Origin of the sequence: Duganella alba (assembly GCF_009674495.1) — a bacterium.
Lineage (GTDB): Bacteria > Pseudomonadota > Gammaproteobacteria > Burkholderiales > Burkholderiaceae_D > Rugamonas > Rugamonas alba.
The window spans coordinates 38,207-50,700 of record NZ_WKJN01000029.1; the positions used below are offsets into that span (position 1 = coordinate 38,207).

A 12,494-nucleotide genomic window follows, 5' to 3' on the forward strand; every position below is an offset into this window, starting at 1 on the left:
GTGCCGACATTCGGACACGGCCTCAACCGCCTGCGGTTGAGGCCGTGTCCGAATGTCGGCACTGACCCCGGTTTGCTATTTGGTATCGGCAGGAACGGTTTCGATGACGGCGGCTTCGTAGACGAACTTGCCGCCGTCGTCGCGGAACACGCCCATCAATTCACCGCCGTCGCCTTTGACGTCGGGATACAGCGTGCAGGTTTGCGTTTCGATCTGCCACATCTCGCTGCCGGCGCGCAGCGTCCAGACGTTGTCGCCGCCGGACAGCAATTCGATTTCCACTTCATCGGCCGGCATCTCGGTCAGGTCGATGCGGCGCATGCAGTCCGGCAGGCGCTGCATGATCAATTCCACCCTGGCTTCCTTGCTCCAGAAATGCTTCTGCGCCCGATGGATGGTCAGCGCATGGTTGCCGACCGGACCGTCCGCATAATACGAGGCGCTGTCGTCGACGCACGCGGCCAACAGCAAAGGCATCAGGACGATCAGGATTTTGCGCATGGAGTTCCCATAGGGTAGCTATCTGTTTTGTAACATTATAGCTGCCCTGCGGGAATCTTCACTGCATCAGAAACGGTAGCCGATACCGACGCCGACCAGCACCGGATCGACTTTCACGCGGCTGGCCTTGGCGCCGCCGATGAACACGTCGCTGCGCAGCTGCAGTTTCTTCACGTCGAAGTTGATCGACCAGTTTTTGTCGATCGCCACATCGGCGCCCGCTTGCAGCGCGAGGCCGAAGCTGTCATGTTCCAGGCTGGCCGCGCCGTTCAGCAGGTTCACACCGGAGAAGGTGGTGTAGTTCACGCCCGCGCCCACATACGGACGGAAGGTGGCGTCCGGCGCGAAGTGGTACTGCACCGTCAGCGTTGGCGGCAGGTGCTTGATGGTGCCGATCTTGGCGCCGTCCAGCGACACGTCATGCTTTTGCGGATAGGTCAGGATCAGTTCGGTCGCGATGTTCTTGGTGAAGAAATAGGAGACGTCGAATTCCGGAATGGTCTTGCTGCTGACGGTCAGGCGATCGGAGGCGCCGGTGCCGCCCACGGGGTCGGACTTGTCGGCGGGATCGATATGCACAGCACGCACACGCACCAGCCATGGGCTTTCTTCGGCCATGGCGTTACCGGTGATCAGGGTCAGGGCTGCCAGTACTGCTGCTGTTACGGTCTTACTCATTTTACTTCCCTCTTTGTCGTCGTTTAGTAACGTAGGAAAGTCTATTGATGCACCGCACTAAAAACATTGATCCAAGTCAAAATTTTCCGAGAGTGAAATAGTGGTAGTATGACCAGCGGTCGATTTTGGCAACCTACAAACAGGAGATTTGGATGGCTAAGCTCAACATCAACGGCGAGGTAAGAGAGTACGAAGCAGAGGCGGATACACCGCTGCTGTGGGTGATCCGCGAACAGCTGGAACTCACCGGCACCAAGTACGGCTGCGGCATGGCGCAATGCGGCGCCTGCACCGTGCATATCGACGGCCAGCCAATCCGCAGCTGCGTCTATCCGGCGTCGGCCGTCACCGCCACGCAGAAGATCACCACCATCGAGGGCCTGTCCAAGGACGGCTCGCATCCCATTCAAAAAGCATGGGCGGCGCTGGATGTGCCGCAGTGCGGCTTCTGCCAGTCCGGCATGATCATGGCCGCCGCCGCGCTGATACGCGACAAGCCCAAATGCACCGACGCCGACATCGACGCGGCGATGACCAATATCTGTCGATGTGGCACCTACAACCGCGTGCGCAAGGCGATCCACGTCGCGGTGCGCGGCGGCGATCCGGCCAGCGCCGGCCTGGCGATTCAACGCATCGAAGGGAGCAAGGCATGAACGCGCCGCTTTCCCGCCGCGGTTTCCTGAAGATGACCGGCGGCCTGGTCGTCGCTTTCCATATTCCGTTCGAGGCCATGGCTGCGGAGCAGAAGCCAATCGCCAAGGGCGCGGCCGAGTCCACGCCGGAAGTCAACGCCTGGGTGGTCATCAAGCCCGATGACAGCATCGTGATCCGCATCGCCCGTTCCGAGATGGGGCAGGGTACGCTGACCGGCCTGGCGCAGCTGGTGGCGGAAGAACTGGACGCCGACTGGAGCAAGGTCACCACCGAATATCCATCGCCGGGACAGAACCTGGCGCGCAAGCGCGTGTGGGGCAGCTTCTCCACCGGCGGCAGCCGTGGCGTGCGCGAGTCGCACGACTATGTGCGGAAGGGTGGCGCCATCGCGCGCACCATGCTGGTCCAGGCCGCGGCCGATGCGTGGAAGGTGTCGGCGTCCGAATGCGTGGCCGCAGCCAGCGTCATCACGCACACGCCATCCGGCCGCACCGTCAGCTACGGCAAGGTGGCCGATGCCGCCGCCAAGCTGACCGCGCCGACCGACATCGCGCTGAAAGATCCGAAGGACTGGAAGCTGGCCGGCAAGCGCCTGGCGCGTCTCGACACGGTCGACAAGACCACCGGCGCGCAGATCTACGGCATGGACATCAGGATGCCGGGCATGCTGAATGCGGCCATCAAGGATTGCCCGGTGTTCGGTGGCACGGTGAAGAGCTTCGACGCTTCCACCATCGAGAAACGTCCCGGCGTGAAGAAGGTATTCAAGCTGGGCGACAGCGCCGTGGTGGTAGTGGCCGATACCTGGTGGCGCGCCAAGTCCGCACTCGACGCGTTGAACATCGAATGGGACAAGGGACCGAACGCCAAGCTGTCCAGCAAGGACATCGCCGCCACGCTGAAGGCCGCACTGGATGCGCCGGAAGCGGTGGTGGGCAACTCGAACGGCGACGCCAAGGCGGCCATCGCCAGCGCCCCGCGCAAGATCGAGGCTGTGTATTCATTCCCGTGGCTGAATCACGCCACCATGGAAACCATGAACGCCACCGCGATCTGGACGTCGGAGCGCTGCGAAGTGTGGACACCGACGCAGAACGGCGAGGCCGCGCTGGCCGCCACGGCGGAAGCAGCCGGTCTGCCGGCCGCCAAGTGCGACGTCTACAAGATGCACCTGGGCGGCGGCTTTGGGCGGCGCGGCGCCACGCATGACTGGGTGACGCAGACGGTGAAGATCGCCAAGGAATTCCCCGGCACGCCGATCAAATTGATCTGGACGCGCGAGGAAGACATGCTGCACGGCCGCTACCACCCGATCACGCAGTGCAAGCTGACGGCTGGCCTGGACGCCAAGGGCAATGTGACGGCGCTGCACATGCGCATCGCCGGCCAGTCGATCCTGGCGTCGCTCGGTTCCACGCTCAAGGATGGCAAGGACCCGGTGGTGTTCCAGGGCTTGAACGCGCCGGGACCGGAAGCGTCCATCGGCTACAGCTTCCCCAACCTGCTGGTGGACCATGCGATGCGCAATCCGCCGGTGCCGGCTGGTTTCTGGCGCGGCGTGAACCTGAACCAGAATACGATTTACCTCGAATGCTTCATGGACGAACTGGCGCATGCGACCAAGCAGGACCCGCTGGCCTTCCGCCGCAAGATGATGGCCGATCATCCCAAGCACCTGGCCGTGCTGAACGCGGTGGCCGAGAAGATCGGCTGGAACAAGCCGGCGCCGAAGGGCGTGTATCGCGGCCTGGCGCAGACCATGGGCTTCGGCAGCTACGTGGCCGCATGCGCCGAAGTGTCGGTGGATCGTAAGACCGGCAAGGTGAAGATCCACCGCATCGTCGCCGCCACCGATCCGGGCTACGCGGTGAATCCGCAGCAGATCGAGGCGCAGGTGGAAGGTTCCTTCGTCTATGGCTTGTCCGCATCGCTGTACGGCGAGTGCACGCTGAAGGATGGCCAGATGGAGCAGCAGAACTTCGACACCTACCAGGTGATGAAGCTGGATGAGATGCCGAAAGTGGAATCGATCATCATGCCGTCCGGCGGCTTCTGGGGCGGCGTGGGCGAGCCGACGATTGCGGTGGCCGCTCCTGCGGTGCTGAACGCGATCTTCGCCGCCACCGGCAAGCGCGTGCGCGATCTGCCGCTGAAGAACCACAATCTGGTGAAGAAGGCCTAGCATGAAGGCGCGCAGGCGCAGTGGCGTAGCGAGGGCGTTGGCCCTGGCCGCGCTGCTGCCCGGCGCGTTCGCAGTCGCTTCGTCTGCTGTTAAGCCGTTCGTCGTGGCCGGCGACGGCATCGCGGCACCGCTGCCCGGCGCAACGGCCGGCGATGCGGTGCGCGGCCGCGCCATCGTGGCCAATCGCCAGGTTGGCCTTTGCCTGCTGTGCCACACCGGTCCCATTGCGGAAGAACGCTTTCAAGGCAACCTCGCACCGGACCTGCAAGGCGCCGGCCAGCGTTGGACCGCCGCCCAGCTTCGGCTACGCATCGTGGACGCCAGCCACTTCAACCCATCGACCATCATGCCCTCCTACTACAAGACCGAAGGCCTGAACCGCGTAGCCTCCGGCTACCAGAACAAAACCATTCTCACCGCGCAGCAGATCGAAGACGTCATCGCCTGGCTGCAAACGCTGAAGGAAAGCGCGCCATGAAACGCCGCGACCTGCTCGGCCTGACGCTGCTGGCGCTGGTGCGTCCTGCCTCCGCCACGCCGGCGGAAATGGCGGCCGCCATCAACACCTTCACCGGTGGCGCCAAACCGCAGGAAGGCAAAGTCACCTTCGACGTCGCGCAGCTGATCGACAACGGCAATGCTGTTCCCGTCACCATCACCGTCGACAGCCCGATGAGCGCGGCGGATCACGTCCGCGCCATCGCCATCTTCACCGAGCGCAATCCGCAAACCGATGTGGCGATTTTCACGCTGGGACCGCGCGCCGGCAAGGCGGAAGTCTCCACCCGCATCCGCCTCGCCACTTCGCAGCGGTTGATGGCCTTGGCGCGCATGAGCGACGGCAGCTACTGGTCGCACGGTGTGGACGTTATCGTCGCGCTGGCGGCGTGCGTGGAAGGTGAGGCGCCCTGATGGCCCGCGCACTGATCCACATGCCGGCCACGGCGAAGCGCGGTGAGATTATCGAGATCCGCGCGCTGATCGGCCATCCGATGGAAACCGGCTACCGCGTCGGCGCGGATGGCAAGCTGCTGGCGCGTGACATCATCCGCAAGTTCGTTTGCCGTTACAACGGCGAGCAGGTCTTCGGCGCCGAGCTGCATCAGGCCATATCGGCCAATCCCTACATCGCCTTCTTCACGGTCGCCACGGAAAGCGGCACGCTGGAATTCACCTGGGAGGGCGACAACGGCTTTGCGCACAGCGAGAAGGCGAATCTGACGGTGAGCGCATCATGAAGCTGGCGCTGGTCCTCGCCATGGTTGCCGCTTCCGCGATGGCCGCCGACGACCGTCGCTCCGGCGCGGAATTCATGAGCGCCGCCACGCAAGCCATGCAGCGCGATGATGCGCAGAATCCGGGCATGTTGTGGATCGCCGGTGGTGAGGCGCAGTGGAATACGTCCTGCGTTGCATGCCATGGCGACGCGCGCAGCAGTATGCGCGGCGTGGCCGCGCGCTTTCCGGCATTCGATGCGGGTAGCGGCAAGGTGGTGAATCTGGGCCAGCGTATCAACATCTGCGTTGAGCGGAAGCTGCATGCCACGCCGTTGCGTTTGGAAAGCGAGGAGCTGCTTGGGCTGGAGGCTTATGTGGCGATGCAGTCGCGCGGCATGCCGGTGACGCCGCCGCAGGATGTGGAAACCCGCGCCGCCGCTGCGCGCGGGGAGCGGTTGTACAACCAGCGCATCGGTCAGCTGAATCTGTCGTGCGCGCAGTGCCACGACCAGCAATGGGGCAAGCGCCTGGCGGGCAGCACGATTCCACAGGCGCATGCGAGCGCGTATCCGATCTATCGGTTGGAATGGCAGGCGATGGGATCGTTGCAGCGGCGCCTGCGCAACTGTATGAGCGGCGTCCGCGCCGAAGTACCCCGCTTCGGCGCGCAGGAACTGACGGAGCTGGAAGCCTGGCTCGCGATACGCGACCAAGGAATGCAAATAGAATCGCCAGGGGTGCGGCCCTAGCAGGCCGCCAACCCGCACTGCGGCAAAAAGGGGGCTGACCCCGTCCAGGGTCAGACCCCCGCGTCCGGGCTGCGGGTCCACGTCTCAATCATAGTAAGGAGATGAGCATGTTGAGAATGATGATGATTGTTGCCTTAACCACCGCGCCGGGTTTAACGCGGGCCGAACCCACCACCGGCGCACGCCTGGCCGCCACCTGCGCCGCCTGCCACGGCACCGCCGGCAACACCCAAGGCAGCACGCTCCCCCGCCTCGCCGGTCAGTCGCAGCAAACGCTATCCGCCACCCTGCACGCCTTCAAAACCGGCCAACGCGAATCCACCATCATGACGCAAATCGCCAAAGGCTACACCGACGAACAGCTCGAACTGCTGGCCGCCTACTTCGCAGCACAAAAATCCGGAGGCCGCCCATGAAGCGCCGCCAATTCATCCAGGCAGCCGGCGCCAGCGCGCTGCTCGCCGGCTGCACCACCATCACCGGCCAGGCCAAACCGCAAGTGGTGGTCATCGGCGGCGGCTACGGCGGCGCCACGGCCGCCCGCTATATCCGCATGTGGAGCGACAACAGCATCGCCGTCACGCTGATCGAACCCAACGCCAGCTTTATTTCCTGCCCACTCTCCAACCTCGTGCTGGGCGGCTCGCGCCAGATCGGCGACCTGACCATGTCCATCAACGCGCTGGCCGACAAGCACGGCGTGCGCATCGTGCGCGACACCGTCACCAACATCAACGCCGACAAACGCACGCTGGCGCTGGCCGGCGGCGAAACGCTGAGCTACGACCGCCTGATCGTCTCGCCCGGCGTCGACTTCATGTGGGACCAGTTGCCCGGCATGCTCAAACCCGGCGCGCAGGACACCATCCTCCACGCCTGGAAAGCCGGCGCTCAAACCGTCGCCCTGCGCGCGCAACTGGAAGCGATGCCGGACGGCGGCGTCTACGCCATGACCATCCCGCCGGCCCCATACCGCTGCCCGCCCGGTCCCTACGAACGCGCATCGCAGATAGCCTTCTACTTCAGCCGCCACAAGCCCAAGTCCAAGGTGCTGATCCTGGACGCCAATGACGACGTGGTCTCCAAAGGCCCGCTGTTCAAGAAGGTATGGCGCGAGCGCTACGCCGGCATCATCGACTATCGGCCATCCTTCCGTACCGCCGACGTGGACGCCGCCGCCCGCACCGCCATCTCCGAACTGGGCGACAAGGTGCAGGCCGATGTGCTGAACGTAATCCCACCGCAGCGCGCCGGCAGCATCGCCGTGCGGAGCGGCCTGGCCAACGTCAATGCGCACTGGTGCGGCGTGGACTTCCTCACTTTCGAATCGACACAGGCGAAGAACATCCACGTGCTGGGCGACGCCATCGCCGTCGCGCCGCTGATGCCCAAGTCCGCGCACATGGCCAACCAGCACGCCAAGGTGTGCGCGGCGGCCGTGGTGGACCTGCTCAGCGGCCGCGCGCCCGATGCGCATCCCATGCTGACCAACACCTGCTACAGCTTTGTCTCCGACCATGACGTGATACACGTCGCCTCGGTCCACGCGTATGACGCGGCGAAGAAGACGCTGCTGGTGGTCTCCGGCTCCGGCGGCGTATCGTCCGGCCCCAGCGCGCTGGAAGGCGAGTATGCGATGAACTGGGCTCACAACATCTGGGCCGATACGCTGGGCGCCTGACTTACCAGCCGCCTCCCGCTGCGCGGAAGGTGGCGACGGCGGCGCGGGCGTTGTCCGCGTTCACGCGTGCCATCTGGTCGCGGGAGGCGAGCAGCTGGCGCTGTTCTTCCAGCACTTCGTACAGGCTGACGGCGCCGCCCTTGTAGGCCAGTTCGGAGGCGTCGCGGGCGCGGATGTGGGCGTCCACTTCGTCGGACAGTTCGGCATGCTGGGCTTCCAGTTGCGTGAGGGTGATGACGGCGTTCTCCACATCTTCCGCCGCACGCAGTACGGCCTTGCGGTAGGCGGCCAGTGCCTCCGCGTTGGCGCCCCTGGCGCGGGCGACGTCGGCGTCGATGCGGCCGAAGTCGAACAGTCGCCAGCGCAGGCCGGCCGCCACCTGTGGCTGCAGCGAGGCGGCGCTCAGCAGACCGTTGGCGCCAAGGCTGCTGAGGCCCAGCAGGGCGGACAGCGTGACCTTCGGATAGTACTCCGACATCGCCGCGCCGATCTGCGCGTTGGATGCGGCCAGGCGGCGCTCGGCCGCAATCACGTCCGGCCGCCGGCGCAGCAGGTCCGCCGGCCCTTGCGACAGCTCGATTGCCGGCACACGCGTCTCCGGCGCCACCGTGGCGTTCTCGCCGCGAGCACCCGCCGGCGGTGTCGCGCCAACCATGGCGTCCGGCTGACCCGCGATCGGCGTCGCCGCATCGGCAGCCACCGACGCGCCGGCGGCTGTCGTCGCCAGCTCCGCCGCATACGTGCCTGGCGCAGCGCCCATCAGCACATCCAGCCGATTCAGCTGCACCTCCAGCTCGATGCGCAGCGGCGGCACGGTGGCGCGAGCCTGCGCCACCAGCGCCTCGGCCTGCGCCGACTCGCGGCTGGACGCCAGCCCATCCGCCAGACGCAAACGCACCAGTTCCAGCAAGCGCCCGTTGTTGGCAATCTGCTCCTGCGCCAGAGCGATGCGCCGCTGTGCGCCACGCACGCGGAAGTAGGCATCAGCCGCTTCCGCCGTCACCGACACCCGCACGCCCAGCCGATCCGCCTCCGCGGCCTGCGCTTCCGCACTGGCAGCCTGTGCGCCATCGCGCAGACCGCCCGCCACATCCAGCTCCCAGCTGGCGCCCAGCCCCGCGTCGTAAATCGACTGCTCACGGTTATACCCGGGGAAGCTGCTGGCGATCTTGCCGATCGGGCTGTTTACCGACTGCCGCTGATGCGCCACGCTGGCCGATACGCCGCCTTCCGGCAGCAACCGCGCATCCGCCATGCGCGCCGCCGCCCGCGCCTGATCCACGCGCGCCATTGCCGCCGCCAAGTCCAGGTTCTGCGCCAGCACCCGCGCCACGATGCGCTGCAGGGCCGGATCGTCAAAGCCGTTCCACCATGCGTCCAGCGCCGGCGCCGGCAAGGTCGCCTGGCGTTCGGCCAGCGCGCCCGACGAGTGATAGGCCGCCGCCAGCGACGCATCCGGCCGCTGGTACGCCGGCCCGGTCGCGCATCCCGTCAGCGCGGTCAGGGCCAGCAGACCGGCGCTGGCCAGCCGCATTGTCTTGTCCATTTTGCACTCCCTTAAAAAGTCTGTTGCAAGTTGATACTAACAAGTATATGCTTGTTTTGATGACGACTGCAATCAATAAATTTTTGAAGGACGAGAACCATGCTTAAGACGAATCTGAGCGCCATGCCATGCCCGATCGCGCGCAGTCTGGACCGGGTGGGCGAGTGGTGGAGCATCATGATCCTGCGCGAATGCTTTTACGGCGAGACGCGCTTCGACGGCTTCAAGAAAAGCCTGGGCATCGCACCCAATATGCTGACCCGCCGCCTGAACGATCTGGTGGACGCCGGCCTGCTGGAACGCCGCCGTTATTCGGAAAAACCGCCGCGCGATGAATATCTGCTGACCGATATCGGCCGCGATTTCCGCCCGGTGATGCTGGCCATGCTCGCCTGGGGCAACAAGCACTTCGCGCCGGAAGGCAAGGCCATCATCCTGCGCGACAGCGTGACCGGCGAGGAAGCCGATCCGGTGCTGATGGACGCCAATACCGGCCTGCCCATCGACCTGGCGCGCCACTTCACCGCCGCCGGCCCCGCCGCCACCGCATCCACCCACCTGCGCATGCAGCGCGCAGCGGAACGGCGCGCCGCCGCCAAGGGAGAATGAACATGACCACGACTCCCAATCGCAAGCGCCTGATCACGCGCGCAGTCATCGCCGCCATCGCCATCGGCGCCGTGGGCTTCGGCTACCACTGGTGGAGCACCGGCCGCTTCGTGGAAGACACCGACGACGCCTACATCGGCGGCAACGTGACGGTGATCGCGCCGAAAGTGGCCGGCTACATCGCCAGACTAGAGGTAAGCGACAACCAGCTGGTGCATGCCGGCGACGTGATCGCCCGCCTCGATGACCGCGACTACCGCGCCGCGCTGGCCAAGGCCGAAGGCGCGGTGGCCGCCGCCCAGGCCACGCTGGCCAACCTGGACGCCACGCGCCAGTTGCAGGATGCGGTGATCGGCCAGGCCCGCGCCGGCGTCAACGCCAGCAGCGCCGAGACGGCGCGCGCCCGCGATGACCAGACGCGCTACCAGAACCTGTCCGCCAAGGCGGCCGTATCGCTGCAAAGCTCGCAGAAGGCCGACGCCGAATACAAGCAGGCGCTGGCCGGCGACCAGAAAGCGCAGGCGCAGCTGACCGCCGCCCAGCGCGAGCTGGACGTGATCGGCACCCGCAAGCAGCAGGCGCAGGCAGCGCTGGAGCAGGCGATGGCGGAACGCGATCTGGCGCGCCTGAATGTGGAGTACACCGTGCTGCGCGCGCCGATCGACGGCGTGGTCGGCAACCGCCGCGCGCGCGAAGGCGCTTATGCCACGGTCGGCAATCAGTTGTTGTCCATCGTGCCGGCGCGCGGCCTGTGGGTGGACGCCAACTTCAAGGAAGGCCAGCTGGCGCGCTTCCAGCCCGGCCAGCGCGCCACCATCGTGGCCGATGTGATGCCCGGCCATGTCTTCCATGGCACCGTGGCCAGCCTGGCGCCGGCCACCGGCGCGCAATTCAGCGTGCTGCCGCCGGAGAACGCCACCGGCAACTTCACCAAGATCGTCCAGCGCGTGCCGGTGCGGATTGTGCTCGATGAACGCGACGGCGCCCTGGGTACGCTGCGTCCCGGCCTGTCGGTCAACGCCGAGATCGACGTGCGCCGCGCGGACGGACAGCCATGAGCAGCGGCGCCTCCGCAGCGCTTGCCGAGGTTGCCCCGCCGCCCGCCGCAGCAGCATGGGCGCCGTCGCAGCTGACCATGCAGCAGAAGGTGCTGGCCTTCGCCACCATGTGCGTCGGCATGTTCATCGCGCTGCTGGACATCCAGATCGTTTCGGCCTCGCTGCGCGACATCGGCGGCGGCCTGTCCGCCGGCGCCGATGAAACGGTGTGGATACAGACCAGCTACCTGATCGCCGAGATCATCGTCATCCCGATGTCCGGCTGGCTGTCGCGCGTGTTCTCCACGCGCTGGCTGTTCGCCGGCTCGGCCGCCGGCTTCACCGTCGCCAGCATGTTGTGCGGCATGGCGTGGGACATCAACAGCATGATCGCCTTCCGCGCACTGCAAGGCTTCATCGGCGGCTCGATGATCCCGATGGTGTTTACCACCGCGTTCTATTTTTTTCCCGGCAAGCAGCGCGTGATCGCCGCCGCCACCGTCGGCGCGCTGGCTTCGCTGGCGCCGACGCTCGGTCCCACGGTGGGCGGCTGGATCACCGACCATTTCAACTGGCACTGGCTGTTCTTCATCAACCTGGTGCCGGGCGTGTTTGTCGCCGTGGTGGTGCCGATACTGGTGAAGATCGACCGGCCCAACCTGAACCTGATCAAGGACGCCGATTACTTCGGCATCGTGCTGATGTCGCTGTTCCTCGGCTGCCTGGAATACACGCTGGAAGAAGGTCCGCGCCTGGACTGGTTCGGCGACCACGTGATCCTGGCCACCGCCTGGATCTCCGGCCTGACCGGCATCGGCTTCATCTGGCGCAGCATGACGTATGCGCATCCCATCGTCGACCTGCGCGCGCTGAAGGACCGCAACTTCGCGCTGGGCTGCTTCTTTTCCTTCGTCACCGGCATCGGCATCTTCGCCACCATTTACCTGACGCCGCTGTTCCTCGGCCGCGTGCGCGGCTTCAGCGCGCTGGAGATCGGCCTGGCCGTGCTGTCCACCGGCGTATTCCAGATCATGTCGATTCCGTTGTATTCGTGGCTGGCCAACCGCGTCGACCTGCGCTGGCTGATGATGGTGGGGCTGGCGATGTTCGCCGTCTCGATGTGGAACTTCGCGCCGATCACGCACGACTGGGGCGCGGACCAACTGATGCTGCCGCAAGCCCTGCGCGGCATGGGCCAGCAGTTCGCCGTGGCGCCCACCGTCACGCTGACCTTGGGCGGGCTGGCGCCGGAGCGCCTGAAGCTGGCCTCCGGCCTGTTCAACCTGATGCGCAACCTGGGCGGCGCCATCGGCATCGCCGCCTGCGCCACGCTGATCAACGACCGCACCAACCTGCACTTCCAGCGGCTGGCCGAGCACCTCAACGCCGGCAATGAAGCGATGGGGCAGATGCTGTCCGGCGCCGGCAGCAGCCTGCTGGCGTGGGGCGTGGACGCCGGCAGCGCGCAGGCCGGCGCGCTGCGCCAGCTATGGACGCTGACCATGCGCGAAGCGCAGACGCAAACCTTCGGCGACGTGTTCCTGTGTGTAATGGCGTGCTTCGTGATCGCCTTCGCGATGGTGCCGCTGATGCGCAAGGTGACGCCGCCGAAAGCGCCGTCCGCCGACGCCCACTGA

The 12,494-nt window shown here is 65.8% G+C and carries 14 protein-coding genes; 11 read left to right on the plus strand and 3 right to left on the minus strand.

Annotated elements, in window-relative coordinates; translation table 11 throughout:
- Positions 1–75: 75 nt before the first annotated feature.
- Complete coding sequence (locus GJ695_RS23115) at positions 76–501, minus strand: YdgH/BhsA/McbA family protein (protein ID WP_154368951.1); 426 nt, start codon at positions 499–501, stop codon at positions 76–78.
- A 66-nt stretch (positions 502–567) separates the two neighbouring features.
- A complete protein-coding gene (locus GJ695_RS23120; RefSeq protein ID WP_154368953.1) occupies positions 568–1,179 on the minus strand; it encodes an OmpW/AlkL family protein in 612 nt (203 codons plus the stop codon).
- A gap of 152 nt (positions 1,180–1,331) precedes the next feature.
- Here GJ695_RS23120 and GJ695_RS23125 point away from each other — a divergent pair, with 152 nt between their 5' ends.
- From GJ695_RS23125 to GJ695_RS23160, 8 genes are all read left to right on the plus strand, one after another.
- Complete coding sequence (locus GJ695_RS23125) at positions 1,332–1,835, plus strand: (2Fe-2S)-binding protein (RefSeq protein ID WP_154368955.1); 504 nt, start codon at positions 1,332–1,334, stop codon at positions 1,833–1,835.
- Positions 1,832–4,018 (plus strand): xanthine dehydrogenase family protein molybdopterin-binding subunit, encoded by a 2,187-nt coding sequence (locus GJ695_RS23130; protein WP_154368957.1) that lies wholly within the window; start codon positions 1,832–1,834, stop codon positions 4,016–4,018. The genes GJ695_RS23125 and GJ695_RS23130 overlap by 4 nt, the downstream gene beginning before the upstream one ends.
- A 1-nt stretch (position 4,019) precedes the next feature.
- The gene (gene soxX / locus GJ695_RS23135; RefSeq protein WP_154368959.1) at positions 4,020–4,496 is read left to right on the plus strand and encodes a sulfur oxidation c-type cytochrome SoxX; all 477 of its coding nucleotides are present in this window, start codon (positions 4,020–4,022) and stop codon (positions 4,494–4,496) included.
- A complete protein-coding gene (locus tag GJ695_RS23140) occupies positions 4,493–4,930 on the plus strand; it encodes a SoxY-related AACIE arm protein (RefSeq protein WP_154368961.1) in 438 nt (145 codons plus the stop codon). The genes soxX and GJ695_RS23140 overlap by 4 nt, the downstream gene beginning before the upstream one ends.
- Positions 4,930–5,256 (plus strand): thiosulfate oxidation carrier complex protein SoxZ, encoded by a 327-nt coding sequence (gene soxZ, locus GJ695_RS23145; protein ID WP_154368963.1) that lies wholly within the window; start codon positions 4,930–4,932, stop codon positions 5,254–5,256. Before GJ695_RS23140 ends, soxZ begins: the two co-directional genes overlap by 1 nt.
- Complete coding sequence (soxA, locus tag GJ695_RS23150; protein ID WP_154368965.1) at positions 5,253–5,984, plus strand: sulfur oxidation c-type cytochrome SoxA; 732 nt, start codon at positions 5,253–5,255, stop codon at positions 5,982–5,984. The genes soxZ and soxA overlap by 4 nt, the downstream gene beginning before the upstream one ends.
- A 107-nt stretch (positions 5,985–6,091) precedes the next feature.
- Positions 6,092–6,400: a c-type cytochrome gene (locus GJ695_RS23155; RefSeq protein WP_154368967.1), complete on the plus strand. Its 309-nt coding sequence runs from the start codon at positions 6,092–6,094 to the stop codon at positions 6,398–6,400.
- Positions 6,397–7,665 (plus strand): NAD(P)/FAD-dependent oxidoreductase, encoded by a 1,269-nt coding sequence (locus GJ695_RS23160; RefSeq protein WP_154368969.1) that lies wholly within the window; start codon positions 6,397–6,399, stop codon positions 7,663–7,665. Before GJ695_RS23155 ends, GJ695_RS23160 begins: the two co-directional genes overlap by 4 nt.
- A gap of 1 nt (position 7,666) precedes the next feature.
- Here GJ695_RS23160 and GJ695_RS23165 read toward each other — a convergent pair whose 3' ends face one another.
- Positions 7,667–9,211: a TolC family protein gene (locus tag GJ695_RS23165; RefSeq protein ID WP_229260631.1), complete on the minus strand. Its 1,545-nt coding sequence runs from the start codon at positions 9,209–9,211 to the stop codon at positions 7,667–7,669.
- A gap of 99 nt (positions 9,212–9,310) precedes the next feature.
- Between GJ695_RS23165 and GJ695_RS23170 the strand changes: the two genes are divergently transcribed.
- The 3 genes from GJ695_RS23170 to GJ695_RS23180 are packed head-to-tail and all read left to right on the plus strand — an operon-like array spanning position 9,311 to position 12,494.
- Positions 9,311–9,820, plus strand: coding sequence for a winged helix-turn-helix transcriptional regulator (locus GJ695_RS23170; protein WP_154368971.1), 510 nt, complete (start codon positions 9,311–9,313; stop codon positions 9,818–9,820).
- A gap of 2 nt (positions 9,821–9,822) precedes the next feature.
- Complete coding sequence (locus GJ695_RS23175) at positions 9,823–10,878, plus strand: HlyD family secretion protein (RefSeq protein ID WP_229260632.1); 1,056 nt, start codon at positions 9,823–9,825, stop codon at positions 10,876–10,878.
- The gene (locus GJ695_RS23180) at positions 10,875–12,494 is read left to right on the plus strand and encodes a DHA2 family efflux MFS transporter permease subunit (protein WP_208023454.1); all 1,620 of its coding nucleotides are present in this window, start codon (positions 10,875–10,877) and stop codon (positions 12,492–12,494) included. The genes GJ695_RS23175 and GJ695_RS23180 overlap by 4 nt, the downstream gene beginning before the upstream one ends.